This window comes from Rhodospirillum sp. A1_3_36, from assembly GCF_047263945.1.
Lineage (GTDB): Bacteria > Pseudomonadota > Alphaproteobacteria > Rhodospirillales > Rhodospirillaceae > Rhodospirillum.
The window spans coordinates 577,885-603,828 of record NZ_JBLAVB010000001.1; the positions used below are offsets into that span (position 1 = coordinate 577,885).

General features: G+C 59.6%; 18 protein-coding genes. 4 read left to right on the forward strand and 14 right to left on the reverse strand.

Going from position 1 to position 25,944, the window contains the following annotated elements:
* Positions 1-27: 27 nt before the first annotated feature.
* From nrdR to rpiB, 3 genes are all read right to left on the reverse strand, one after another.
* Positions 28-486, reverse strand: a complete 459-nt coding sequence (gene nrdR, locus ACLIRY_RS02500; RefSeq protein WP_413203756.1) for a transcriptional regulator NrdR — start codon at positions 484-486, stop codon at positions 28-30.
* Positions 487-657: 171 nt separating this feature from the next.
* The gene (gene glyA, locus ACLIRY_RS02505) at positions 658-1,950 is read right to left on the reverse strand and encodes a serine hydroxymethyltransferase (RefSeq protein ID WP_413203757.1); all 1,293 of its coding nucleotides are present in this window, start codon (positions 1,948-1,950) and stop codon (positions 658-660) included.
* Between the two features lie 82 nt (positions 1,951-2,032).
* Positions 2,033-2,485: a ribose 5-phosphate isomerase B gene (rpiB, locus tag ACLIRY_RS02510; RefSeq protein WP_413203758.1), complete on the reverse strand. Its 453-nt coding sequence runs from the start codon at positions 2,483-2,485 to the stop codon at positions 2,033-2,035.
* 516 nt (positions 2,486-3,001) lie between these two features.
* On the opposite strand from rpiB, the gene ACLIRY_RS02515 reads away from it, so the two are divergent.
* The gene (locus ACLIRY_RS02515) at positions 3,002-3,418 is read left to right on the forward strand and encodes a MucR family transcriptional regulator (protein WP_413203759.1); all 417 of its coding nucleotides are present in this window, start codon (positions 3,002-3,004) and stop codon (positions 3,416-3,418) included.
* Positions 3,419-3,720: 302 nt separating this feature from the next.
* Here the strand turns inward: ACLIRY_RS02515 and malQ are convergent, their stop codons facing one another.
* The 4 genes from malQ to ACLIRY_RS02535 form a co-directional block, all read right to left on the reverse strand.
* The gene (malQ, locus tag ACLIRY_RS02520) at positions 3,721-5,928 is read right to left on the reverse strand and encodes a 4-alpha-glucanotransferase (protein WP_413203760.1); all 2,208 of its coding nucleotides are present in this window, start codon (positions 5,926-5,928) and stop codon (positions 3,721-3,723) included.
* Between the two features lie 39 nt (positions 5,929-5,967).
* Positions 5,968-8,142, reverse strand: coding sequence for a glycogen debranching protein GlgX (glgX, locus tag ACLIRY_RS02525; RefSeq protein ID WP_413203761.1), 2,175 nt, complete (start codon positions 8,140-8,142; stop codon positions 5,968-5,970).
* Complete coding sequence (treS, locus tag ACLIRY_RS02530) at positions 8,142-11,474, reverse strand: maltose alpha-D-glucosyltransferase (RefSeq protein ID WP_413203762.1); 3,333 nt, start codon at positions 11,472-11,474, stop codon at positions 8,142-8,144. The genes glgX and treS overlap by 1 nt, the downstream gene beginning before the upstream one ends.
* A 100-nt stretch (positions 11,475-11,574) precedes the next feature.
* Positions 11,575-13,587, reverse strand: a complete 2,013-nt coding sequence (locus ACLIRY_RS02535; protein WP_413203763.1) for an alpha-1,4-glucan--maltose-1-phosphate maltosyltransferase — start codon at positions 13,585-13,587, stop codon at positions 11,575-11,577.
* 605 nt (positions 13,588-14,192) lie between these two features.
* On the opposite strand from ACLIRY_RS02535, the gene ACLIRY_RS02540 reads away from it, so the two are divergent.
* Positions 14,193-14,963: a PhoH family protein gene (locus tag ACLIRY_RS02540; protein ID WP_413203764.1), complete on the forward strand. Its 771-nt coding sequence runs from the start codon at positions 14,193-14,195 to the stop codon at positions 14,961-14,963.
* Positions 14,964-15,059: 96 nt separating this feature from the next.
* Here ACLIRY_RS02540 and ACLIRY_RS02545 read toward each other — a convergent pair whose 3' ends face one another.
* Both ACLIRY_RS02545 and ACLIRY_RS02550 read right to left on the reverse strand, forming a co-directional pair.
* Entirely contained in the window at positions 15,060-15,887 is an 828-nt protein-coding gene (locus tag ACLIRY_RS02545) for an MBL fold metallo-hydrolase (RefSeq protein ID WP_413203765.1), read from the reverse strand.
* A 156-nt stretch (positions 15,888-16,043) separates the two neighbouring features.
* Positions 16,044-16,781 carry an S-adenosyl-l-methionine hydroxide adenosyltransferase family protein gene (locus ACLIRY_RS02550; protein ID WP_413203766.1) on the reverse strand — a complete coding sequence of 246 codons (738 nt, stop codon included), beginning with the start codon at positions 16,779-16,781 and terminating at the stop codon, positions 16,044-16,046.
* A gap of 120 nt (positions 16,782-16,901) precedes the next feature.
* Here ACLIRY_RS02550 and ACLIRY_RS02555 point away from each other — a divergent pair, with 120 nt between their 5' ends.
* A complete protein-coding gene (locus ACLIRY_RS02555) occupies positions 16,902-18,167 on the forward strand; it encodes an MFS transporter (RefSeq protein WP_413203767.1) in 1,266 nt (421 codons plus the stop codon).
* Positions 18,168-18,215: 48 nt separating this feature from the next.
* Positions 18,216-19,385: a M20 aminoacylase family protein gene (locus ACLIRY_RS02560; RefSeq protein ID WP_413203768.1), complete on the forward strand. Its 1,170-nt coding sequence runs from the start codon at positions 18,216-18,218 to the stop codon at positions 19,383-19,385.
* A 4-nt stretch (positions 19,386-19,389) separates the two neighbouring features.
* On the opposite strand, the gene ACLIRY_RS02565 is transcribed toward ACLIRY_RS02560, so the two are convergent.
* The 5 genes from ACLIRY_RS02565 to ACLIRY_RS02585 form a co-directional block, all read right to left on the reverse strand.
* Complete coding sequence (locus ACLIRY_RS02565; protein ID WP_413203769.1) at positions 19,390-20,688, reverse strand: MFS transporter; 1,299 nt, start codon at positions 20,686-20,688, stop codon at positions 19,390-19,392.
* A 48-nt stretch (positions 20,689-20,736) separates the two neighbouring features.
* Positions 20,737-21,762, reverse strand: a complete 1,026-nt coding sequence (gene glpX, locus ACLIRY_RS02570; protein WP_413203770.1) for a class II fructose-bisphosphatase — start codon at positions 21,760-21,762, stop codon at positions 20,737-20,739.
* A gap of 92 nt (positions 21,763-21,854) precedes the next feature.
* Positions 21,855-23,165 carry a homoserine dehydrogenase gene (locus ACLIRY_RS02575; protein ID WP_413203771.1) on the reverse strand — a complete coding sequence of 437 codons (1,311 nt, stop codon included), beginning with the start codon at positions 23,163-23,165 and terminating at the stop codon, positions 21,855-21,857.
* Positions 23,162-24,388, reverse strand: coding sequence for an LL-diaminopimelate aminotransferase (locus ACLIRY_RS02580; RefSeq protein ID WP_413203772.1), 1,227 nt, complete (start codon positions 24,386-24,388; stop codon positions 23,162-23,164). The genes ACLIRY_RS02575 and ACLIRY_RS02580 overlap by 4 nt, the downstream gene beginning before the upstream one ends.
* 394 nt (positions 24,389-24,782) lie before the next feature.
* A complete protein-coding gene (locus ACLIRY_RS02585; RefSeq protein WP_413203773.1) occupies positions 24,783-25,697 on the reverse strand; it encodes an OmpA family protein in 915 nt (304 codons plus the stop codon).
* Positions 25,698-25,944 lie beyond the last annotated feature (247 nt).

A 25,944-nucleotide genomic window follows, 5' to 3' on the forward strand; every position in this document is an offset into this window, starting at 1 on the left:
ACGCCGCTTGGTCCTATCACCCCAAGGCTATTCCGTCAGGCCACCCAGGGTTTCGACGAATTCCTCGAAATCCTTGGCCTCGCGGAAATTTTTATAAACCGAAGCAAAGCGTACATAGGCCACAGGATCCAGCCCACCCAGGCTTTCCATGACCATTTCACCAATGAACTTGGAATTGATCTCCGTCTCGCCAGAGCTCTCGAGCCGACGCTGGATGCCACTGACAATCCGCTCGATCCGCTCCTCGTCAACGGGCCGCTTACGACAGGCAATTCGGATGGACCGAGCCAACTTCTCCCGATCAAAGGGAGAGCGCTGCCCATTCTTCTTAACGACGACCAGATCCCGAAGTTGAACCCGCTCGAAGGTGGTGAAGCGCGATCCGCAAGCGGGGCAGAACCGCCGTCTACGAATAGCGGCATTGTCCTCCGTTGGGCGCGAGTCCTTCACCTGGGTATCACCATTGCCGCAGAACGGACATCGCATGGGTCGGACCTTTGTATTGATTTTGGACAGAAGGGAGGAGTGGAAACGCGACCTCCACTATTCCTTGTCCCTGTTATTCTGAGTGTGGGGCGTCAACGGAACAACCGGTTCCCTCTTTTCCTCGCCCCACACCGCACATGATATCACATCCCATATCGGGAATCGGGTGACTTATAGCTCACCATATATGGGAAAGCGACCGCAAAGGGCCTCAACTTTTTCCCGAACGGCGGTTTCAACCGCACCATTGTCTTCCGGATTCACAGCCAATCCATCAAGCACTTCAACGACCATTTCGCCAACTTGGGTGAACTCCTCCGCGCCGAAGCCCCGGGTGGTGCCTGCGGGGGTTCCCACGCGAATACCAGAGGTCACCGAGGGCTTTTCCGGATCGAAGGGAATGCCGTTCTTGTTTGTGGTAATACCCGCATTCTCCAAACTGCGTTCGGCGACATTCCCGGTCAGCTTCTTAGGCCGCAGATCGACCAGCGCCACATGGGTGTCCGTGCCACCGGACACGATGTCCAATCCGCCTTTGGCCAAGGTGTCCGCCAGAATTTTGGCATTGGACACAACGGTTTCAGCGTAAACCTTGAACTCTGGCTTCAGAGCTTCACCGAATGCCACGGCTTTGGCCGCAATGATATGCATCAGCGGACCACCCTGCAGGCCCGGGAAGACCGCTGAGTTGATTTTCTTACCCAGATCCGGATTGTTGGACAGCACCATGCCCCCCCGGGGACCACGCAGGGTCTTGTGGGTGGTGGTCGTCACAATGTCGGCGAACGGCAGCGGGCTGGGGTGCACACCGGCGGCGACCAGACCGGCGAAATGGGCCATATCGACCATCAGAAGGGCGCCCACCTTGTCGGCAATCTCGCGGAACTTCTGGAAGTCGATATGCCTGGGATAGGCAGACCCGCCGGCAATAATCAGCTTGGGTTTGTGCTCGGTGGCCAGGGCCTCGACTTCGTCAAAGTCGATCTGAGCATCCTGCTGGCGCACACCATACTGGATGGCGTTGAACCATTTCCCGGACATGGCGGGCTTGGCGCCATGGGTCAGGTGACCGCCTGCAGCCAAGCTCATGCCCAGGATGGTGTCGCCAGGCTGGACCAGGGCCAACATCACCGCCCCATTGGCCTGAGCGCCTGAATGGGGCTGAACATTGACGAATTCGCATCCGAACAATTTCTTGGCGCGGGAAATGGCCAGATCTTCGGCCAAATCCACTTCCTCGCACCCACCATAGTAGCGGCGACCGGAATAGCCCTCGGCATATTTGTTTGTCAGAACACTGCCCGAGGCCTCAAGCACCGCCTTGGAAACAATGTTCTCCGACGCAATCAGCTCGACCTGCCTTTGCTGACGGGACAACTCACCTTTTAGGGCGGCGCTCAAGTCGGGATCGCTTTCAGCGACGGAGGAAGAAAAAAATCCGGTCCAGGGTGTATAGGCGCTCATGGCTGTTCATCCATTACTGTCTGGTGGGCCGCCGGGGAGCGGCTAGAAGCTGCATGCAAACAGGGGGGGCGGGTGGAGAGCCTCAGCTCAACTTGGCCAAGCGTCGTCCATGGCGGCCGCCCTCAAATTCCGTATTCAGAAAAATATCGACGCAGTCCTTGGCGATTTCTGGACCTGTCGTCCGTCCACCAAGAACCAAAACATTGGCGTCGTTATGCTCGCGGCAGAGGCGCGCGCCATAGGCATCGTGCACCAGCGCGCCCCGCATGTCCCGGTGCCGGTTGACGGCAATGGAAATACCTATCCCTGTACCGCACATCAAGATTCCACGTTCGGCCTTCCCCTCACGTAAGACCTGAGCCAAGGCATCGGCGTAATCAGGATAGTCCACCGACTCCGTTCCATGCGTCCCAAGGTCGATCACCTCGATTCCCTTGGTCTTCAAGTGGGTCGCAATCAGAGATTTCATGTCTAGAGCACCGTGATCGCATGCCAGTGCAACGACGCGAATGGGAAAAGAGGCCTCTTGGATCATGAAAATGCCTTATCCTAGTGCAGCACATTATCTCGCCTATCCACGCGGGAGACGGATCTTGGCCCATCTGCCACGGGGACGCGGATTGTATCGCCCGTTCTTGCGAACATGAAGGGGGTCTTACCACGGCTCGAAAAGTTTTCCAACTGCAGCCATGACCTCCCTATTTCCCTTAAGATTCTTCTGGATCGCAGCGAAATACATGGCCCCTTATTTACTTCTGCATCCAGCGATGCCTTTTCCCCTAGTCGTGGAGTACGCGGAACCCTGTCAAGGCCACACAACAACCTAATGTCTGTATGTCTATTGTTAGTTCTATGGGAATCCTTAAGTAGAAATTACTGAATTGGCAGGAGGGACAATTGACAGGACTAAAAACTTGGTGCAAACATCAAACACCTAGTCAATTAATCAATGGTCCAACCCACAAGGACGCTGATTAGGGCAGGGCAATCAAGGAGAGTGACTTTCTTTCTTCGCCCCGAGGGACAGAGCAACAAAGAGACAACGAAACCGATGCATGATATCAATGAAGCCTTGAGCAAGGACGATATTTTGAAGCTCGCCGTGAATGTTGTGTCGGCCTATGTGAGTCAGAACTCCGTACCGGCCAGCCAAATTCCCGAGCTGATCCAGACAACGTTCCGGACACTGAACGCACTGGAACCCGATGCTGCGGAAGCAAAAACTGAAACGCTTAAGCCTGCAGTTTCAGTCAAAAAATCCATTACACCGGAATATTTGATCTGCTTGGAAGACGGTAAAAAGCTAAAGATGCTTAAACGCCATCTTCGGACCAATTATGATCTCACTCCGGAAGAATATCGGGCAAAGTGGAGCCTTCCCAGCGACTACCCGATGGTAGCGCCCAACTACGCGGCACAACGGTCTGAATTTGCCAAGAAAATTGGGCTCGGTCGCAAGAGCCACTAGAGAGCTCCGAGATAAGGCACTCTAATAGCCAGCTTCTTGGATCAACCTAACAAACAAAAGGCCACCCCCGTTTGAGGTGGCCTTTTGTTTGTTATTTCCAACGGCAAGCGACAGTGACTCGTCTTTTTTAGGCGATAGCCAAGCCCATTTGGGGGAAAATGCCCCCAAACCCCCATTTCTCTTTTAAAAATAAGAGCCCGGGGTCTGGGGCCTTTCGGCCCCAGTGGGGGACTGGGCAAAGCCCCGTGACGGGAAAACATCCCCTGTCGTGTACACGATTACGTCCAATACTGACGTTTTCCTTACGCTCGTTCGCCTTCAGGCCCACGACCAAAGTGGGCCTGAATTTGCGCGATCCGGGTTAGACGCTCATCTGATTCCAGGGATTCCACCGTTAGGGGAACCCGAAGACGCCAATTCGGGTGCTCGTCAACGGTGCCCGGCAGGTTCGCCTGTTCCCGCATTTCCAAGACATCCTCCAACTGGGTCAGGGCCAGGATGCTTGGCGTCCGAGCCAGCCATTGGGTAACCGCAGGCACCAATTCCGGTGGCGGCTCAAAGCCTTCCATCGGCGTTAAGGGCGTCCCCTGACCGGCCAAGGCCTCGGCAATCCGGGGGCGGTCTCCGTGGCGCGCCCATCCTTCCGCGTCCCGAGAGGCATCATTGGGCCACAGTTGCAATCGGTTCTTCCAAGCCAAATCCCGACCATCCCAATAGCCACAGAGGGTAGGCAAGTCATGGGTTGAGGCCGCGACCATCGCCAGCCGGGGATAGGATTCCGGTGGTGTCAAAGCTCCCCCTTCCCCCCGTTCGAAGAAAAACAGACGATAGGACAGGATCCCGGTTTCCGCCATGCGGTCCCGGAATCCGTTGGGGACGGTTCCCAAGTCCTCGCCAATGACAAGGCACCGCTGACGGTGGCTTTCCAAGGCGAGGATCGCGATGAGATCCTCCATGGGCATGCTCAGATAAAACCCTTCGTACCCCTCCATGCCATTGGGCACACAGAACAGACGCATCAACCCCAGAACATGATCGATGCGCACGGCTCCAGCATGACGCATATTGGCGCGAATCAGGTCAACGAAAGGTTGGTAGGCCTGTGCTCGCAAACGCGCCGGGTGGAAGGGGGGAAAGCCCCAGTTCTGCCCCTTGGCGTTCAATGGATCCGGCGGAGCGCCCACACTGATTCCTTCGGCCATCAGGTCCCCGAGAATCCAGGAATCGGCCCCTGTCGGGTCCGCACCCAAAGCCAAATCCCGGTAGAGTCCCAAGGTCTGTCCGGACCGAGCACAGGCGCTCGCCACCAGCGAGAGCTGGCGGTCAGCCTCGAATTGGCACCATCGATAAAAGGTCAGGCGGTCGGCATTTTCTTGGGAGAAGGCCGTACAGGCGGCACTTCTGGCGTCATGAAACGCCTCTGGCCAGCTCCGCCAGGACCATGCGCCCTCTTTGCCGTGGACCTCGGACAGGGCCTCGAACAGGGCGAAGCGACGCAGGGGTTCTCCCCCTTCCTTGACAAAAGCGCTAAAGGCCAGCCCCCGGGCGGTGCGACGCCCCAGGTGCTTGACCAGGAAGACTTGAAACAGCGCTTCAAGGGCTGACCATTTATGGGAGGCGACCCCCTCCAGATCGACATAATCCGGTTCCCGCAAGGCCCCCAAGTCCTGCTCCAGGGCACCGACTCCCTGGGCGTCCGGATATTCCGGCACATCGGAGATGGCGATGTACAAAGGGTTGAGGAACAGGCGGGAATTGGGGGAATAAGGGCTGGCATGGTTTGGCCGGGCGCGGAAGAGTGCATGCAAGGGATTGATCCCCAGGGTGCCCCCCCCTTGACGTCCAACGGTCCGAGCCAGGGCCGCAAGCGCGCCGAAATCCCCGATCCCCCAATCGGTCTCCGAGCGCAAACCATGAACTTGAGCCGACATCCCCCAGATTCGAGGCCCATCTTTTGCCTCCCATCCTTCAGGAAGCCAGCAAGTGGAGGGGGCGACGATCAGGGGGATCATGACCGGATCACGCCCCGGAGCGCTAATCTGGAGTTGGTGGTATCCGGGCTTTGGGGCCAGGGGAATATCCAACAGACGACGGCGGCGCCCCCCTTCGCCTTCCTCAATGACCGTCAGGGCTTCCAGATCGAAGACACCTTTTTCTTCGACGCCCCCGGTCTCCGCCTCGGGGAAAATCGTCCATTCTCCTCGACCCTCCGTCTCAGGCCAAACGATGGGCAGGGAGATGGGATCACCGGTCAGGACATGAACGAGACAGGGGGGCAGCGGAGCACCCCAGGAGTCCTCTTCGATCCGGTTCAGAGCCTCGGCAATGGCCCCCTCATCCCTATTCAATGGGACCCCCAGAGCCGAGAGTCCCGCCCGCAAGGCATGGTCAGGCGTCGTCATCAAGGCGCCAAAAGCATCGTGATAGCTGTCGATCAGACCGACCCGTTCCGCCAGTTCCCGCAAGGGATCACCCGCTCCTTGGACATCACCGTCCCATCCATCGGTCATGGTGCCCCCTCCCCTCCCCGTCACAAATACAAACTATCATTACAACTTTGCCTTTCCCCAGGGTCCCACCGGCTGCTCGTCCCCGGACCCCGGTTCCCGACGGAACAGACAAACCGAGCGACTGTCCATCACGTAAACCTCTCCATCCGCCGGGGGTGGGGCGGTTTCCGCTCCAGGACAGGCCGTATCGAGCAAGGGTGCCCAATAGGTGCCCGCATCAATGCTGGGCAGAACCAAGTCAACGGGGTCTTCGCGGGCGTTCATCGCCATCAGGAAACTATGGTCTGCCTCTGGCTCTCCCATGGCGGTCAAGAAATACTCCCCCGCCTCTCCCCGGATCAGGAAAGCCAAGAAACGGTGGTTCGGATCGTCCCAATCACTGTCACTCCGTTCCGTGCCATCCGGCTTCAGCCAAGTGATGTCCTTGATCTCCGTTCCCCTCAGTGGCGCCCCGTGGAAAAAGCGATTGCGGCGAAAGACCATGTGGGAGCGACGCAGGCGAATCAACCAGCGCACAAGGTGCAATAACTCGCGCCCTTCGGTCGAAATGGCCCCCCAATTGATCCAGGAGACTTCGTTATCCTGGCAATAGGGGTTGTTGTTGCCCTTCTGGCTCCGCCCGAACTCATCCCCGGCGACCAGCATGGGCACCCCTTGGGAGAGCAACAGAGTGGTTAGAAAGTTACGGACCTGCCGCTGACGTAGAGCCCGGATTTCGGGGTCGCTTGTCGGCCCCTCCTCCCCATGATTCCAAGAAATGTTATTGTCTGTTCCGTCCCTGTTGTCCTCCCCATTGGCGATATTATGCTTGCCATTGTAGGAGACGAGATCGGCCAGGGTGAAACCGTCGTGGGCAGTGACGAAATTGACACTGGCCCAGGGGCAACGCCCCTTGCGATCGAACAGATCCGAGGAGCCGGTCAGCCGTGTGGCCAATTCCGGCACCTGCGCCCCATCCCCCTTCCAGAACTTCCGAACCGTATCTCGGTACCGGTCGTTCCACTCGGCGAATCCCGGTGGGAATCCTCCAACGCGATAGCCCCCCTCCCCCAGATCCCAGGGTTCGGCAATCATCTTGGCAGTGGAGAGGATGGGATCCTGCCGAATGGTTTCCATGAAGACCGAATGGGGGTCGAAGGCGCCGTGGTCCCGGGCCAGGGTTGTCGCCAGATCAAAGCGAAACCCATCGACATGCATCTCCTCCACCCAATAACGCAGGGAATCCATAACCAATTGCAGGACCCGGGGATGGCGCATATTCAGCGAATTGCCGCAACCGGTACTGTCCGAATAATAGCGTTTGTCTTCGGCCAGACGGTAATAACTGGCGTTGTCAATGCCCCGGAAGGACAGGGTTGGCCCCAGGTGGTTGCCTTCGGCAGTATGGTTGTATACCACATCCAGAATGACCTCGATCCCCGCGTCATGCATGACTTGGACGAAGGTCTTGAACTCCCCCAGTTTACCACTCGCCAGATAGGCGGGATTGGGGGCGAAATATCCAAGGGAGCTGTATCCCCAATAGTTCGACAACCCCTTCCTGGCGAGGAACCGGTCGTTGATGAAGGCTTGGATGGGTAACAATTCCACTGCGGTGATGCCCAGGGCCTTCAGGTATTTGACCACCGCTTGGGTGGACATGCCCGCAAAGCTTCCTCGAATGTCCTTGGGAACTTCGGGATTGCGGATCGTGAACCCCTTGGTGTGCAGCTCGTAAATGATGCTTTCATGCCAGGGTGTATTGGGTCGGCGGTCGTCCCCCCAGGTGAACGCCGTATCCACCACCACGCATTTGGGCATGAACCGGGCGTTATCCCGGGTGTCGAAGGTCAGGTCTTCCCGCGCCGCACCCACATGATAGGCATAATGGGCATCCGTCCATTCCAACCGTCCCGACCAGGACTTCGCATAGGGGTCGAGCACCAGCTTATTGGCATTGAAGCGATGACCATCCTCGGGTGCATAGGGGCCGTGGACCCGGTAGCCATACCGCTGGCCCGGTCGGACATCGGGCAAATAGCCGTGCCAAATCTCGTCGGTATATTCGGGCAGGGGAACCCGGGCCACCTCCGCCCCATGGTCCCCATCGAAAAGGCAGAGCTCCACCTTTTCCGCGTTCTCCGAGAAGAGGGCAAAATTGACGCCCCGCCCATCCCAAGTGGCCCCCAGGGGATAGGCGCAACCGGGCCAAACCCGGTGCGGGAAACGGCCCATCAGGCGATCCCCTCTCCACTTTGCCCGTCTTCGCCATCCTCATCCAGGGGCCAGTCGACAAGGCGGGCCACTCCCTGAATGGGAATATGCAACCAAGTCGGTCGGTTCGCCGCCTCGTAGGCCACCTCGTACAGAGCCTTCTCCAAAGTAAAGAGGGCAAGCATCCCTTCCAGGGACTCGGCTTCATGGGGAACAGAGGGGCAAGCGGCGATCCCCAGACCATAGCCCACCATGAAGGCCTGGAGACACCCCGCTTCCCATTGGGCAGCCAGCCCCGCCAGATCGACACGGCTTTCCCCGTGGGTTTCCAGGTTGGCGGCAACTGCGGCGCAGGCCACGTAATTGAACGAGCGGACCATCCCCGCCACGTCCTTCAGCGGAGATTGCTTGGCCCGTCGCTCCGACAGCCCGCGGATGGGCTCTCCTTCGAAGTCCAGGATTTGGAAGTCGTCCTTGACCACGACGACCTGCCCCAGGTGCAAATCTCCATGGTATCGGGTTTTCACCAGCCCTTCGGGCAATGGAATCGGCGTTTCGATCAGAGCATCGACGGCTTGCCATTGGTCAACCATCGCCGTCACCTTCCCAACCATGTCAGCGGGAAGCGTCGGCAAGGCACGGATCAAAGCAGCGCGGGCCTGGATGGACTGACTGCGGATCTGGCTCCGCCAGAATTCCATGTCCGCCTCGGTCACCGGTTCGGGGGCGAAGGCAGGGTCGGTGGTCTCCATGGCCAGGGCCTGGTGCAATTCCGCAACCCGTCGCCCCAGGGTCTCGGCCAGTGAAAAGGCCAATCCATGGGGAGAGGTTTCGGTATCGAAGGGAAAGGCGTTCTCCTCATCATAGTTGACCAGGGTCCGTTCCTCGAGGAAACGCTTCAGATAATCCATGAAGTATTCCCAGCCATCCCCCTGATTTCGAACGAAACCTTGAAGAACAGCCAGGGCCGTTTCATGGCCATTGGCATCCACCAACTCCATGGACCCCAACAGCGGAGGCGCGTTCTCGAACCCGGCCACATCCGTCAGGAAGCGGCCAATTTCCACCTCGGGATGGGTGCCCGCCTCAATCCGACGATAGACCTTCAACACCATGTCCGGTCCAACGAGCATAGAAGTATTGGATTGCTCTCGCCCCAACCGTTCGACAAGGTCTGATCCAGGAATCTCATATTCTTCCAGCGCCCTCGTGGGGGTAAAGCGCATCTGCCCGCCCCCTTGAGTGGGGACAACCAGACCATCGGCCATGGCGCGTACGACGGCTGCGGAAAAGCCCGTGCCGGCCATAGCGTCGTGCAGGGCGCCCACCCGATTGAAGCGGCGGACCCGTCCCAAGGTGAAGGGCAGCACACTCGGGAGGGGATCCTCCTCTTTGCTTTCCCAGCTCACCTCCAGGGGCATTTGATAGGATTGGCCTCCCTCTCCACCCTTGAACTCCGCCTTCAGCAGGGTGATCAGCCAGCCCATCTCTCCCCCATTGGGCAGAATCGCCTGATCGATGCTATCGACCCGGTCAACCGTGAATTCCTTACCGCTAAACCAACGTTGATTGGCCAGGAAGTCGGGCAAAATATCGTGGGAGAGGCGCTTGGCGTTGTCGTCCTTGGACAGGCTCGCCCACCCTTCGGACAGGACCAGGGTTTGAAGTTCGGGCAAGGCATTCACATAGGGTTCGTGCCAGCTCGGCCCTTCTTCCCCCTGGGTCAGGTGGAACCAGTAGAAACCATAGGCCTGCAAGGTGATGAAGTAGTTCAGTTCCCCGATGGGAGGAAAAGGGCTGTTGCCCAACATCTCCACGGGCACCCGCCCGACGAACTCAGACAAGTCGAGTTCCACCGGCTGGGAGGCCCGGGACAGGTTCGCCACGCAAAGGATCACTTCCCCATCGTATTCCCGCAGATAAGCCAGCACCTTACGATTGCCGGGGTAAAGGAAACGCAGGACTCCCCGACCAAAGGACTGGTGGCGCTTGCGCACGGCGATCAGACGACGCATCCAGTTGAGCAACGAGGAAGCGGACCGGCTTTGGGCCTCCACATTGACTGCGTTATAGCCATAGACGGCGTCCATGATCGCGGGCAGATAGAGCGACGCCGGATCGGCCCGGGAAAAGCCGCCATTTCGGTCCGGAGACCATTGCATGGGGGTCCGCACCCCATCCCGGTCGCCCAGGAAAATGTTGTCCCCCATGCCGATTTCGTCACCGTAATAGACAATAGGGGTGCCGGGCATGGACATGAGCAGACTGTTCATCAGTTCGATCTTGCGCCGGTCGTTCTCCAGCAGGGGAGCAAGACGGCGACGAATGCCCACGTTGATCCGCGCCCGGGGATCAACAGCATAGAAGTTATACATGTAGTCCCGCTCACGGTCGGTGACCATTTCAAGCGTCAGTTCGTCGTGATTGCGCAGGAAGATCGCCCATTGGTTGGACTCGGGGATCTCCGGGGTCTGGCGCATGATATCTGTGATGGGATGGCGGTCTTCCTGGGCGAGGGCCATGTACATGCGGGGCATGACCGGGAAGTGAAACGCCATGTGGCATTCTTCACCATTGCCGTCCCCGAAGTACTCCCGCACATCCTCGGGCCATTGATTGGCTTCGGCCAGCAGCATACGGCCCTGGAAGTGCGCATCGAGCCAAGCCCGCAGACGTTTCAGGATCAAATGGGTTTCCGGCAAGTTCTCATTGTTCGTCCCTTCCCGCTCGACCAGATAGGGAATGGCGTCCAAACGCATGCCGTCCACGCCGCAGTCCAACCAGAATTTCATCACCTTGGTGATCTCGTCGAAGACCCGGGGATTGTCCCAGTTCAGGTCCGGCTGGTGACTGAAGAAGCGGTGCCAGTAATAGGCCTTGGCCACCGGATCCCAGGCCCAATTGGAGGCCTCCGTATCAGTGAAGATGATCCGGGTGTCCTGATATTTCTGGTCCGTTTCCGACCAGACGTACATATTGCGCGCGGCACTGCCGGGCTTGGCCTCCCGGGACTTTTCGAACCATTTGTGCTGGTCGCTGGTGTGGTTGATGACCAGTTCTGTAATCACCTTGAGGCCCCGATCGTGGGCAGCTTTCACGAACTGGCGGAAGTCCCGCATATTGCCATAACGCCCATGGATCGACCGATAATCGGCGATGTCATAGCCATCATCCCGGAGGGGAGAGGGGTAAAAGGGCAGAATCCAAACGGCGGTCACCCCCAGGTCTGACAGATAATCCAGCTTGTCCGTGAGACCGGCGAAATCGCCGAAACCATCTCCGTTCGAATCGAAGAAGGCCTTCACATGAAGCTGGTAGATGATGGCATCCTTGTACCAAAGGGGATCATTCATGGCTGGGACCTGAAAGCTACGGGGAGATGGAAGAAACGGGGCGGAGTCGGCATTGGCATGGGGGCTTTTCGCCCTCTAAAATCATAGGATAACGCGGAAATCATAGGGTAACGCGGAAGATGGCGGCAGGATTAACATCCGGGTCAAAGCGCCAGTGATGGGCGCTGCCTGTCCACTCCAGATGGGACCCCGACAGCAGTTCTTCCACATGGAAGGGTTGATCATCGCGGAGTCCCATTTCGAACAGTGGCAACCAAAGCAGTCCTTCCTGGACGGCGTGGGGATCCAGGTTCACGGCCACAAGGATGATATTGGACCGATCCTCTGTCGCCTTCCAATAGAACAGAATCTGGTCGCTATCTGCCCTCAGGAAGTTCAGATTGGTGAATTCGTGGAGGGCCGGATTCTCGTTGCGGATCCAATTCACCTTTGCGATGAAATCCTTGATATTGCCCGGTCGATTCCAATCCCAGACCTTGAAGTCGTACTTCTCGGAATTGTTGTACTCCTCCTTTCCCGGCACCGGATCGTTCTCGCACAACTCATAGCCGTTGTAGATGCCGTAGACACCTGACAAGGTGGCCGCCAGAACCAACCGCGACATGAAGGCCGGACGCCCCCCCGTTTGCAGATGGAAAGGCAGGATATCGGGCGTATTGGCGAAGAAGTTGACACGCATGTATTCGGCGCAATCGGTGGTCGTCAGTTCCGTCAGGTATTCGGTGAAATCGGCTTTGGTAATCCGCCAGGTGAAATAGCTGTAAGATTGGGTGAAGCCCACCTTGGCCAACATTTTCATCATGGGGGGACGGGTGAAGGCCTCGGCCAGGAAGATGGCTTCCGGATGCTCGGCCTTGATGGCGCCGATCACCCATTCCCAGAAGGGGATGGGCTTTGTATGCGGGTTGTCGATGCGAAAGACCGTAACGCCCTGGTCCGCCCAGAACTTAAAGACCCGGTACAGCTCCATCCAAAGGGCATCCTGATGGTCACCCCAGAACTCCACATTGACGATATCCTGGTACTTTTTTGGGGGGTTTTCGGCGTATTTGATGGTGCCGTCTGGCCGAAATTTGAACCAGTCCGGATGATCCTTGATCCAGGGGTGATCAGGGGCGCATTGGATGGCAATATCCAGCGCCACATCCATTCCCAGTTCCTTGGCCCGGCCCACCAGATGGCGGAAATCCTCCAAACTGCCCAGTTCCGGATGAACGGCCATATGCCCCCCCTCCTCCGCACCGATAGCATAGGGGCTTCCGGGGTCATGGGGGCCTGCATTCAGGCTGTTGTTGGGGCCCTTGCGGTGCATCCGCCCGATGGGATGGATCGGCACGAAATAGAGCGTATCAAAGCCCATGGTCCGCACGTCAGGCAGACGGGCCTCGCAATCCTTGAAAGTGCCCCATTGGCCCGGAACCCCGCTTTGGGAGCGGGGAAACATCTCGTACCAAGCGGCAAAGCGCGCGCTGGGGGGGTCAACGATCACCTCGAAGACAGGGTCCTGGACCACCGCCTTGGAGCGATCCGGATTGCGCATCATCACCGCATGGACTTTCTCCGACAGCAACACCGTGGCCCGACCGCCTCCGCTTTCCAGGGCCTTGGCGTCGGCCAGATAGCGGGCGAGCATGTCCCGATCCGGACCGGTTGCGCGCGACAGGGCGGACTCCAGCAGGTGCATGCCTTCTATGGCTTCCAGGCTCACGTCCTGCCCGGCATCCCTCTTCACGGTCATCTCGTGGCGCCAGGAGCCCCAATCGTCGCCCCAGGCCTCCACGGCGTATTCCACCCGCCCCAGGGTTTCCCCTGGGACAAAGGTCACAGCCCACTGGGCGAGACCATGATTGATGGGTTCAAGGGGGATCTCGGACCAGATCTGGCTGCCTTTCAGGCGCCACTTGACCACGGCACGCAGGGCGCCATGCCCTTCCCTGAAAATCACCGCAGACAGGGCAATGGGCTCGCCCACCACCCGTTTGATTGGGTAGCGCCCGCCATCCACGGCGGGCCGGACATCTTCAATCACAATGTACTTGCTGACGGTGGTCATCCCGGGGGGCATTGGTCTTCCGTTCGTTAACATTTCCAGAAAAGGGCGGAACCAAGGCATAAGACGCAGACAAGCACCCAGAAAAGGGTGCGGCCCAGCGTTAAAGAACACAAAAGCTTCCCCAACGGCGGGTGCTCTCCCAACGGTAGGTCAGCAGGGTTTGTATCGCAACGCCGTAAGTCGGGATGGGTTCCCAATTGGGAAAAAGGTTTCGTGACCAAATGGCCCTTAGGGGCGAATATGGTAGACATAGACGCAAGTCAGCACAACAGGCTTCCATATATGGTAGGTGTGAGAATCCAATCACACAAAAAAAATAGGTGACTCCCTCGGAAAAGCTGGTACCGTTTTTTTGCAGATGCGCAGTTTGGTTCCCCGCAGTTTGATTCCCCAGTGGGAGAAATGGACATGGCGGCTTACAAAGGGATGTGGATGCACCGGGGTCTTCGTCCGGCAACCACAACCAGCGCTCCACCGCCACAAGCACCGGCTTCCACGGCAGGCATGGACACCACCCCTCCGCGCATCGCATCCCGGCGCTTCGCGTCTTCTGTGAACCGCCGTCTCCCCAGCCCCTACAGACGCTTCCCTTTTGGAAGCGTTTTTTTATGCCCGATTCCGTGGGGGTCCCCCGTTCGATGACTCCGACCCGAGGAGAAGCCATCATGGCTAAACGTTCCCGCGCCGTCGCCGTCGCCTTTCCAACAAACCGTAGCTCTCACCGTCAGACGCCCAGTATGGAGGAACGCAGATCCGCTCCGCTTCACCCCCTGGGAGTCGGGTGGGACCCCATTGACGAGCGCCGCGACCAGAGCTTCAAGCGCAAGGTCCGCCCCCATAACGAGAACCAACGCGCGTTGATGGAAGCCATGGCCGAGACCACCTTGACTCTGGCTGTTGGTCCGGCAGGAACGGGCAAGACCTACCTGGCCATCGCTGCGGCCGTTGATGCCCTGGAAGCCGGCCAGATCGACCGGGTCATCCTATCGCGTCCCGCTGTCGAGGCCGGAGAGAACCTGGGCTACCTGCCCGGCACCCTGGAAGACAAGCTGCTGCCCTATCTGCGGCCTCTGTATGATGCCCTGTCAGACCGCCTGGGCGGGAAGCGCCTGAAAGGCTATTTGGCCGATGGCACCATCGAGATCGCCCCCATCGCCTACATGCGGGGCCGGACTCTGAATAACAGCTTCGTGGTCATCGACGAGGCCCAGAACTGCACCTACGGCCAAATCAAGATGCTTTTGACCCGCCTGGGCTGGCATTCCCGAATGGTCATAACCGGTGACCCCGATCAGTCCGACCTGCTCCCCGGAGTCTCCGGTCTGGCCGACATCGCCAATCGCCTGAGCGCCCTGGAGGAAATTTCCGTCGTCCGACTGACTCAACAAGACGTCGTCCGCCACCCCATCGTGGCCTGTATGCTCCAGGTGTTGTAACCCCCACCCCCGATTCCGACAGGCGAAAGACCCAGAAACGAGAAAGCCCCAGACTTCAGTCCGGGGCTTTTCCACAATCTGTCCATGAGGTCGGTGTTACCCCTCCAGATCAATCACCATGCCATCGCGGGCGACCATGCAGCCCTCCCAGGTCGCCTTGGCCGTCTTCTCCAAGTGCTCCATGAAAGAATCATCGTGGTCGGGATCATGGTGGAAAATAACCAGATTGGACGCACCAGCCGCCTTGCAGAGACGCATCCCCTCTTCCCAGGTGGAATGGCCCCAACCGACCTTGGCGGGAAATTCCTCTTCGGTATAGGTGCTGTCGTAGATGACGTAATCCGCCCCTTCAATCAGGGAGAGGATATTCTCGTCCGGTTTTCCCACCACATGCTCCGTATCGGTGATGTAGCAGAGCGAATGCCCCTGATAATCAATGCGATAGCCCGTGGCGCCGTTTGGGTGATTGAGAGGCGTTGTTCGCACTTTGATATCTTCGAACAGGGTAAAACCCGCCCCAGCCTCGAAATCGACGAAGGTTTTTTGGGAGTGGAGGTTGGCCAGAGGCACGGGAAACATGGGATCCGACATCTGGCTGGCCAGAAGATTTTCAATCCCACCATTGCCATGCAAATGGCCCGCATAGACATCCAGCTTCACGTTAGGGTTATAAGCTGGCGTAAAAAAGGGAAAGCCAAAGATGTGGTCCCAATGGGTATGGGTCATCAAAAGGGCGAAGTGATCCACCCCTTTGTTGTCGGGTGAGGCCCCCAAATTCCGCAACCCGGTCCCGGCGTCAAGAACGACATGGCGACCATCCAACACAACCTGAATACAGCTCGTGTTGCCACCATATTGCACATGGTTGGGAGACGGACAGGCAATGCTGCCCCGTACTCCCCAAAACTTTATAAAACGGCTCATCCGCACGGAATTCCCGAACAGCTGGTCTCCGACCGCGAAGGATACACGGACGGACTGACAGTATTAACCGCCATACTACCGCTAAATTGCCGCCCAAAATACTGATTTTTTTCGCCAATCGAGATCGTTTCTCCGATGCCCCTCCCATGGAACCCTTTAAACTCCTGTGACATCGATAGGACTCCCCGGTTTTAAACCTAGACTTTCATCTGCCCTTCCTTGGTTGACGGCAACCTCAATCAGACCATTGGAGTTCACATGGTGGAAGGCGCTTCCGACCGGGGCTTCACCAAAGGTGCGCAAACGGGGCAACAGCCTACCCGCAGCGCGGATTACCGCGCCTTCGGGTAGGGCCGCAGCTCTCAGCCCCGTCATAGCGTTGCCGTAGCCGTCCATGTAGACGACCTCCGCCAGGTCGTCTGGCCACTCCACTCGATCGAGGCTCTCTGGCACCAGGGAAACTATCCCTTCGGGTAGGTGGCCTCGGGCCAAGTCAGCCGCAGCTGGAGCAAAAATATCCCGACCATGGAAACAAGCCGAGGCCGTGGCGGGCGGATCGGGCAAACGCCAGGCCCGAACCTCTCTGGCCCGCCGGACCAAAGGCGCGAACAAGCCATTGTCCGGCCCCACCAGCCAAAGGCCATCTACCTGGACCAGAATCCCGGCCCGATCCGTGCCCACGCCCGGATCAACCACACCGACGACGATTGCAGGGCGGGGTAGGACTCCCAAATGGGCAGCCAGAACATAGGCCGAGGGTTTGGGTTGGAATCGGGGCAAGTCCGTGAACAGGTCGACGACCACGGCCTCCGGTGCCTGTTGTGCCAGGACAGCGCGCATTTGCCCCATATAGGGGCCTGTGGATCCGAAGTCGGTGGCGAGCGCAATCAGCATCGGATGTCTTCCTTTCCCCATCGGAGCTGGTTAGCTTAAGGTTCAGGATGCTGAACCGAAACACAAGATTGCCTTCCCATTCCATATTTCCCCCATCCCCTGCCCCGAATGGTACTTCCCATGAGCGCGACCGGCCCAGAAACCCGGGACCCCCCTTTGATGACAGCCCTGCGGGTCTTTCTGCCCTTTGCTGCAGGGTATTATCTTTCCTATGTTTTTCGCACGGTCAACGCGGCTATTGCGCCCAATCTGGTAGCCGACCTCGCCCTGGACCCTGCGGCCCTGGGATTGCTGGGAAGCGCCTATTTCTTCTCCTTCGCCGGCTTTCAAATTCCCTTAGGGGTCATGCTTGATCGCTTTGGTCCCCGGCGGATCCTGGCAGCCCTCCTGGTGCTCGCTGCCCTTGGGTCCTGGGCGTTTTCCCGGGCAGAGACCCTGGAAGGCCTGATTCTGGCCCGCTTGTTGGTCGGCCTGGGTGTTTCTGCCTGCCTGATGGCCTCCTTCAAAGCCTTCGTTCTCTGGTTCCCCAGGCAGCGCCTGCCCATGATCAACGGATTCGCCATGGCCGCAGGGGGATTGGGCGCCTTGTCGGCGACCGCCCCGGCGGAGGCCTTGGCCGCTGCCCTGGGCTGGAGAAGTATATTTTCGGGGTTGGCCCTCCTCACCCTGACCATTTCCCTGATCGTCCTGCTGATTGTCCCGGACCGAAAATCCGACCATGCCCCCGAATCGCTGTCCACGGCCCTGCGTGCCCTGCGCAACGTGGTTTCCTCGCAGATATTCTGGACCATCACGCCCCTTGCCGTCGCCTCGCAGGCGGCCATGATGTCGCTTCAGACCCTCTGGGCCGGCCCCTGGCTGACCAGCGTTGCGGGTTTGGAGCCAAGGGAAGCCGCCGGGGTCCTGTTCTGGGTCGCCGTGGCCATGGTCGGTGGGTTCCTGGGTCTGGGCACCCTGGCCGAGCGGTTGAGTCGTCGGGGTATCCCCCCCTTGGCCGTGGCCGTGACCGGAGCAACCATTTTCATGGCCGTCCAGGCAGGCCTGCTGTTTCAACCTTCGGGATTTTTGGGGGTTACCCTCTGGGTTCTCTTTGGCTTTTTTGGGACCACGGGAATCCTGTTCTACGCTGTCCTTTCACAGGCCTTTCCCATCCATCTGGCCGGTCGGGTCAATGCGGGAATCAACGTCCTGGTCTTCATCAGCGCCTTCGCTGCCCAAGCGGGGGTCGGTTTTATTATCAAGGCCTTCCCCGCACCGGAAGGGACAACTTACGCCCCCATGGGCTTTGCCTTGGGCATGGGACTGCTCTTGGTCCTCCAGGTTCTGGCCCTGGGTTGGATGACCGTCTCACGGCAAGCGCTTGGCGCGGACGCGCGACTTCCCTAAATTGGTGATATGCTCCCCTCACGTTCACTGTCCTAGGAATTCTGCGCCATGACTTCCGTCCCCACCGACCTGCTTCAGGATCTGACTCTGCTGACGGACCGCATGACCGCTTGGCGTCGAGACATCCACGGCCATCCGGAACTCGCCTACAAGGAGCACCGGACGGCGGCCCGGGTGGCGGAATTGCTGCGGGAATTCGGTTTCGACGAGGTCACCGAGGGCGTGGGTGGGACTGGTGTGGTGGGGCTTCTCCGACAGGGAGATGGCCCCATGCTGGGTCTGCGCGCGGACATGGATGCCCTGCCCATCGAAGAATTGAACGACTTCGACCACCGCAGCCAGAACAGCGGCGTGATGCATGCCTGCGGCCATGACGGCCATACGGCCATGCTGCTGGGTGCAGCCCTGTCCACGGCCCGAAACCGGCGGTTCAAGGGCTCCGTCGCCTTCATCTTCCAACCGGCCGAGGAGGGATTGGCCGGGGCCAAGGCGATGATCGACGACGGCCTGTTCGAGCGCTGGCCGGTGGAAGCTGTTTACGGCCTGCACAATCTACCCGGCCTGCCTGCGGGGCAGATCGCCGTCTCCCCGGGTCCCCAGTTGGCGGCAGCCGATAAATTGCTGATCGAAATCCGCGCCAAGGGCGGCCATGCTGCGGCCCCGGATCTGGGACGGGACCCTGTTCTGGCAGGAAGCGCAGCCGTCCAGGCCCTGCAACAAATCGTCTCCCGCAACCTGTCACCGGCGGAAACCGCCGTCATTTCAGTAACCTGCTTCAACGCGGGCGAGACCTTCAACGTCATCCCGGACAACGCCATGCTCAAAGGAACTGTGCGCTATTTCACGCCGGAAACCGGCGACATGGTCCGCAATCGTATCGTAGAGGTTCTGGAGGGCGTGGCACTGGCCCAGGATGTATCCATCACCTTGGACCTTCAGCGGGGATATCCTCCCACCATCAACAGTGTGGCCGAAGCCGATTTCGCCCGCTCCGTCGCCACTGCAGTTCTGGGGGAGGACAATGCGCCCGCGCAGACTCCGCGCATGTTCGCCGAAGATTTCTCCTTCATGCTTCAGGTGAAACCTGGCGCCTATGGCTTTATCGGCAATGGAGGAAGTCCCGGGCTGCACAATGCCCGCTACGATTTCAACGACGAGATCCTCCCCGTCGGTGCGGCCTACTTTCGCGGCTTGGTGGAAACGGCCCTAAAAGCCTGAAAGATCAAACTTTTACAGAGTCTTTTTTCCACAGGGGATAGCAACCGACCAACCCTAAAATCGGCCCTGGCAGCAACACCCAGGCCACCGATGCGCCCAGGGAGGAGACCAAGGCCGTGGTCAGGGCAATGGCCACCACCGTAATGGTAAACCCGATGGAATTTTGAATCGCCAAGGCTCCCCCCACCAAATGGGGCGGGCAAGCCTTCGCCGATAACGCCGAAAACTGAGGCGAATCCGCCGGAATACTGATCCCCCAGACCAGAAGAAGCAGGGCCAGCCCGAGGGGCGGCAGGACATCGCCGAACAGTGCAAAGAGAAGACAGCTCAAGCCGGAAACGGACAGGGCCACTGCGGCGACCCGGGCACCGCCCACACGGCGGGAGATCATGCCCCCCAGAAAACACCCAACGGCACCGATGGCGATAACCGCGAAGGACAAGCCCGAAACACCCAACCAAGCGAGACTCGGATCCTCCGCCGCCCGAATCACCAACAGGGGCAACAAGGTCCAGAACGCATAAAGCTCCCACATATGCCCGAAATAGCCCAGGGCCGCCGCCCGAAAGCGGGGGATTCCAAAGGCAGTGATCACCTCCAACCGTGGTGTGCCGGGCGCTTTCTTCACCTGGCGTAGATGGGGGCCCTCTCCAAGCCACCCCACCATCCCCGCAGCGCAAAGCGCCAGGATCGAGGAGGCCAGGATCACCCAGCGCCAGGAAAAATCCGCGCCCAAAAGACGGTTCAAATGGGGTAAGGCCGTCCCAAGAACCAGCATGCCCACCAGCAGGGCGAGCGCAGATCCGGCCCGGTCCGGCGCCCAAGAAACAATCAGCTTCATCCCTAGCGGATAGATTCCAGCAAGGCAGATACCGACAAGGAAGCGGAGAAGCAGGCCGCTGGCCATGCCATCGGACCCGAGAGCGAACAGAGCGTTGCACAGGGCGCCGACCAGAGCGCTCCCCGCAAACAGTTTCGCCGCAGACACCCGATCGGCAAGCCCCGACAGAGCGACAAAAAGGGTTCCCAGGATGAAGCCAAGCTGAACGGCGTTGGTCAACCAGCCGATGTCAGAGGCCCCCAGATCCCAGGCCCGCATCAGGTCATCGGTGGCGCTATTGGCGCTGAACCAAAGGGAGGAGCCGAACAACTCGGCAATCGCAATCACCCAAACCGGATCGACCAGGGGGCTGGATTGCTCTTTTCCCTGCTGCCCCAAGGGTCCATCCAACTGGCCCACCATATGCCCCCTCCCCATCTGTTTGATCTCATTGACCAAACAGATGGGGGCTTGGGAGTCCATGCGCCAGCCTTTCAGGACCCGATCACGACCAAGGTCGAAGGTCCGCCCCTATTCGGTTTCGCTTCGGGTGAAGTCGTGGCGGGTGTTGATCAGTCGGACCGTTCCAGTCCGCGAGCGCATGACAATGGTTGAGGTCTGGGCGCTGGTTGCCTGTAAACGCACCCCGCGCAGCAAGGCCCCGTCGGTTACGCCGGTCGCGGAGAACAGGGCCTCGTTGGGCACCATATCGGCCATGGTCAGGATCCGGCTCGGGTCCTTGATCTCCATCTTGGCGATTGCCGCCCGGTCGTCATCATTGCGGGGCATCAGCCGCCCTTGCAGAAAACCGCCCAGACAGCGCAGTCCCGCAGCCGCCAGAACCCCTTCGGTCGCACCGCCGGAGCCCATGTACATATCCACACCGGATTCCGCTAGAGCGACGGAAACGGCCCCGGACACGTCTCCGTCAGAAATCAGCGTGATCCGTGCTCCCACCTCGCGGATCTCAGCGATCAGATCCTCGTTCCTCGGTCGGTCCAGGACACAGACCAACAGAGCCTCCACGGGAACCCCCTTGGCCTTCGCCACGGCACGGACGTTCTCTGTGACGGAAGCATCCAGGCTGACGGCCCCTTCCGGTACGCCGGGGCCAACGGCGATCTTGTCCATGTAAATCGGGGGAACGGCCAGCAGTCCGCCTTCCAGGGCAACCGCCATACAGGCTGCAGCATTGGGGGCCCCCATCGCGCAAATGGTCGCCCCTTCCAAGGGGGTCAACCCCACATCGACCCGACGGCCCGTACCGTCGCCCACAGCCTCCCCAATGTGGAACAACCCCTCGCTGGGGTCAATCTCACCCCCTAAGGTGACCTTGCCGGTCATCGGGACGGTCGCAAGAGCCACACGCATGGCCGTTGACGCAGCCAGATCTGCGGCCCGCTCGTCTCCCCGTCCCATGTACCGCGCCGCAGCCAAGGCGGCCGCCTCGGTTACGCGGGCCACGTCCAGGGCCAAGTTTCGATCCAAGGCCTGGGCAACGGCAGGGTCTTCCAGGGGATCCATCATGGTCTTCTGTTCCAGGGTCTGTGAAGGCATGGGGGTGTGCCTTTTCTGCTTCGCTCTCTTGGCGAGGGTGGCCGGGGCGAGGGTGGGCGGGGCGAGGGTAGGCGGCGACTGGAGACGAACGCTCAGAAGGTCTCGATCCGGATAACCCGGGGCGGTTCGACCATGGCGTCGATGGCGCCGATCCGCTCCAGCGCGCGGGTCATGGCCCCCTCTTCCGTATCATGCAGGGTCATGACCACCGGAACGGTTTCGCCGGGATCCCGGGCACGCTGGACGATGGTCTCCATGGAGACCTTCTCGTCACGCAGGGCGGCGGCAACCTCGGCGAAGACACCCGGCCGGTCGACCACCATCAAACGCACGTAATAGCGCCCCACATGGCCCTCGGGCTTTTCCTTCGGCAGGGCTTTCAAGTCTCCCACAGGAACACCGAACACGGGAGTGATATTCCCCCGGGCGATGTCCACCAGATCCGCCACCACCGCCGATGCGGTGGGACCGGCGCCCGCACCGCGTCCTTCAAAAACACTGCGGCCAACGAAATCGCCTTCGGTCACCACGGCGTTATAGACACCGTCCACATGGGCCAGGGGCGCATTCAGCGGGACCATCACCGGCGAAACCCGCTGTTCGATACCACCGCCCGCCCGCCGATGAGCCATACCCAACAGCTTGATGCGGTACCCCAATTCATTGGCGAAATCGATATCCAATGCGGAAATATGGCGGATGCCCTGGATGCTCAGGGCCTCCAGATCGACCGGCACCCGATAGGCCAAACTCACCAGAATGGCGAGCTTATGGGCGGCGTCAATTCCATCGATATCGAAGGTGGGGTCCGCCTCGGCATAGCCCAGTTCCTGGGCCTCGGACAGCACGTCCTCGAAATCCCGCCCGGTCTCGCGCATGGTCGTCAGGATATAGTTGCAGGTCCCGTTCAAGATTCCGTGCAGGGCATGGATGTCGTTGGCCGCCAACCCTTCCCGCATGGCCTTGATAATGGGGATACCGCCGGCCACCGCAGCCTCATAAAGCAAGCCCAGGCCCTGTGCCTCGGCCTGTTCCGCCAGGGTCGCGCCATGGTGGGCGAGCAGGGCCTTGTTGGCGGTCACCACATGGCGCCCGGAGGCCAGAGCCGCCTCGCAGACGGCTTTGGCCGGACCATCGGAGCCACCAATCAGCTCCACCACCACGTCGACATCGGCGGTCTTTGCCATCTCCACAGGGTCGTCGAACCAGGCAAAAGAGGACAAATCAACGCCCCGATCCCGAGTCCGATCCCGGGCCGAGACTGCAGACACCACCAGGGGCCGCCCGGCCCGGGCGGTCAACAGGGTAGCCTGATCGGCCAGGACACGCAGGGTCCCAGCTCCAACAGTTCCCAAACCGGCGATGGCGACTTTCAGGGGAGGCAGATCTCGGGCAGCGTTCATTCGACTTTACTCTTGCTTTCTGGGTCGGCCGCAGACAGGGCCTCCAGGGGTTCGGCCATGAAGGCCTTGATGTTCCGCACGGCTTGGCGGATGCGGTGTTTGTTCTCAACCAGCGCGATACGCACATGCTGGTCCCCATGTTCACCGAAACCGACACCCGGCGCCACGGCGACCTGGGCTTCGCGCATCAGCAGCTTGGAAAACTCCAGCGACCCCAGATGGGCATAGGCCTTGGGGAGGGGGGCCCAGGCAAACATGGTGGCCGGCGGAGAGGGCACATCCCACCCTGCCTGGGCCAACCCATCAATCATCACGTCTCGGCGGGCCTTGTACAAGGCCCGGATTTCCGCCACGCAGTCCTGGGGACCGTTCAGAGCCGCCGTCGCGGCAACCTGGATGGGGGTAAAGGCACCGTAGTCCAGATAGGACTTGATCCGTGTCAAGGCGCTGATCAAATGCCTGTTTCCTGCGGCGAAACCAATGCGCCAGCCGGGCATGGAGTAGGTCTTGGACAATGAGGTAAACTCGATGCAGACGTCCTTTGCGCCGGGCACCTGTAACACAGACGGTGGGGGCGTATCGTTGAAATAGATCTCGGAATAGGCGAGGTCGGATAGAATCCAGATGCCATGGTGGCGGCAAAAATCAACCACCTGTCCGTAGAAATCCAGGTCCGCCACATAGGCCGTGGGGTTGGAGGGGAAGTTCAGCAAGACGGCCACCGGCTTGGGTACGGAATGGCGCACACCCCGCTCCAGGGCCTCCATGAACTCCGGCCCCGGCTTGGCCGGAACATGGCGAACGGACCCACCGGCAATAATAAAGCCGAAGGCATGAATCGGGTAGCTGGGGTTCGGGGCCAGAACGATATCGCCCGGGCTGGTAATCGCCTGGGCCAGGTTGGCCAGACCTTCCTTAGAGCCCAAGGTGACGACCATCTCGCTTTCCGGGTCCAGATCCACATTGAACCGACGGGCATAATAGTTGGTCATCGCCTTACGCAGTCCGGGAATTCCCCTGGACATGGAATAGCGGTGGGCACGCGGGTTGGAGGCCGCCTCGCAAAGCTTTTCGACAATATGCTGGGGCGTGGGCTGGTCAGGGTTGCCCATTCCAAGGTCGATGATGTCCTCTCCAGCGGCTCGAGCGCGTGCCTTCATTGCGTTCACTTCGGCGAAGACATAGGGAGGAAGGCGCTTGATCCGGTAGAAATCGTTCTGCATCGCTTGCGGGTCCATAAAGGGGGCTGAGGTGGAAAACCTCGGTACGGCACCAATGCCGGTGAATCGAGTCCGATTCATGGCGCTCGTCACCCAAGGGGGTCCTCTTTTATCCCGTCCCGCCACAAGACGCGACGAAAACCCGACAAGACCCAGCCAAAGTCAGGGCGATTTGCGCTGGTTACTTTTGATAGGTAAGTTTGTCGCCATCTGTCCCAGCTCACATTGGAGCCGGAACAAAAGGGGAGGCCATCGGACTCTTCCCAACCGAACCATAGGCAATGTAAGCCGGTCCGATGTCGACAAACGGCAGTCCAAGACCTGTCAATCACCACCCCGGGGAGACTCCCTGCGAAGAACGCACCCCTCAAGGTTGGCCGAATAAAGAGGAGACGAGTTAGTAGTCCAGGAAAACCTCGGTTCGCCGGTTAAAGGCCTCTCCCGAGGGCATGACCTCCTGGTATTCCTTCTGTTCATCGGCAACACCGCCGACGAAAATCTGACCACCAGGAACACCGGCGTTCATCAGGGCCCGGGCAACAGAATCAGCTCGCTGGGCAGAGACACGTAAATTGACCAGGGTATGATGAGACGGATCCATGTCTGCGGTCCGGCTGGAAGAATGGCCAATCACGCGCAACACGCCCCCATATTGACGCTGGTAGGCAGCGATCTCACGGACAACGCTCAGATCATTGCTATCCAACCGCGCCGAACTGGCAGCAAAATAGATCACCCCAACCTTGGAAGACACACCCACGCCAATACCGTTATATTCGGACAGGGGACGGGGTCCAGGGGACGCCATCATGTCCCGACCTGATATATAGCCAAGCGCCTGCTGGTGGACACCAGAGCCGTCTATAACCGTGGTGCCTCCAGCAACGGGTCCCGGAATGGTCCCTGTCATGGGCGGAACCGTGGGCGACGTCACAACACGCGGGCTCGTCGGCGCCATGGGAGTGCCCGCAGTAATATTCGAACCCACCGTGGTCGGTGGTGCAGTCGACTCTGGGCCGGGTCCGCTGATTTCCTGGGACGCGCGGCGCGTGCCATCCTGCGCATAGCGGGCCGCCTGCCGGTCAGCAACCAATCCCTGGGTAACGCTGCTCAGTTCCTCTGTGGTCGGCGGCATCGGTCGTTGGTCAGGCACCTTGTTCACATCGGGAAAATCACCCGCAGCGGTGTCGGCGTTTTGAGCCGCAGGACTTCCGGAAGAGGAACATCCTCCGAGTACAGCCGTCCCCAGCATTAACAGCCCCGCCACCGCGATGGACATCGCCGTTTTCGAAACACCCGAGTCCTGTCGCATGCTTTCCGATTTCCCTCGCCTCATGACCCTAAAAAACTCCCCGAGTTTCGCTTTTCCGGCTCTCCCATGGAAGCGGTGTAGCAGGTCCAGCCGCCCATTTGAACCGAAACCCCTTGTATGCCAACCATTTTAATCGATTTGACCCTTAACACATTCCTGATGAATACGGTATAGCCTAGATGGCGCTTGGGATGGCGAGCGGTCCCCAAAGCCGCGTCATAGTGGAATGTTGTAGTATTTTGGGCCC

Bases quoted from the DNA above. Each gene is read 5' to 3' on its own strand.
- nrdR (WP_413203756.1), bottom strand. From the start codon at position 486: ATGCGATGTCCGTTCTGCGGCAATGGTGATACCCAGGTGAAGGACTCG.
- glyA (WP_413203757.1), bottom strand. From the start codon at position 1,950: ATGAGCGCCTATACACCCTGGACCGGATTTTTTTCTTCCTCCGTCGCT.
- rpiB (WP_413203758.1), bottom strand. From the start codon at position 2,485: ATGATCCAAGAGGCCTCTTTTCCCATTCGCGTCGTTGCACTGGCATGC.
- ACLIRY_RS02515 (WP_413203759.1), top strand. From the start codon at position 3,002: ATGCATGATATCAATGAAGCCTTGAGCAAGGACGATATTTTGAAGCTC.
- malQ (WP_413203760.1), bottom strand. From the start codon at position 5,928: ATGACCGATGGATGGGACGGTGATGTCCAAGGAGCGGGTGATCCCTTG.
- glgX (WP_413203761.1), bottom strand. From the start codon at position 8,142: ATGGGCCGTTTCCCGCACCGGGTTTGGCCCGGTTGCGCCTATCCCCTG.
- treS (WP_413203762.1), bottom strand. From the start codon at position 11,474: ATGAATGATCCCCTTTGGTACAAGGATGCCATCATCTACCAGCTTCAT.
- ACLIRY_RS02535 (WP_413203763.1), bottom strand. From the start codon at position 13,587: ATGCCTTGGTTCCGCCCTTTTCTGGAAATGTTAACGAACGGAAGACCA.
- ACLIRY_RS02540 (WP_413203764.1), top strand. From the start codon at position 14,193: ATGGCTAAACGTTCCCGCGCCGTCGCCGTCGCCTTTCCAACAAACCGT.
- ACLIRY_RS02545 (WP_413203765.1), bottom strand. From the start codon at position 15,887: ATGAGCCGTTTTATAAAGTTTTGGGGAGTACGGGGCAGCATTGCCTGT.
- ACLIRY_RS02550 (WP_413203766.1), bottom strand. From the start codon at position 16,781: ATGCTGATTGCGCTCGCCACCGACTTCGGATCCACAGGCCCCTATATG.
- ACLIRY_RS02555 (WP_413203767.1), top strand. From the start codon at position 16,902: ATGAGCGCGACCGGCCCAGAAACCCGGGACCCCCCTTTGATGACAGCC.
- ACLIRY_RS02560 (WP_413203768.1), top strand. From the start codon at position 18,216: ATGACTTCCGTCCCCACCGACCTGCTTCAGGATCTGACTCTGCTGACG.
- ACLIRY_RS02565 (WP_413203769.1), bottom strand. From the start codon at position 20,688: ATGGACTCCCAAGCCCCCATCTGTTTGGTCAATGAGATCAAACAGATG.
- glpX (WP_413203770.1), bottom strand. From the start codon at position 21,762: ATGCCTTCACAGACCCTGGAACAGAAGACCATGATGGATCCCCTGGAA.
- ACLIRY_RS02575 (WP_413203771.1), bottom strand. From the start codon at position 23,165: ATGAACGCTGCCCGAGATCTGCCTCCCCTGAAAGTCGCCATCGCCGGT.
- ACLIRY_RS02580 (WP_413203772.1), bottom strand. From the start codon at position 24,388: ATGCAGAACGATTTCTACCGGATCAAGCGCCTTCCTCCCTATGTCTTC.
- ACLIRY_RS02585 (WP_413203773.1), bottom strand. From the start codon at position 25,697: ATGCGACAGGACTCGGGTGTTTCGAAAACGGCGATGTCCATCGCGGTG.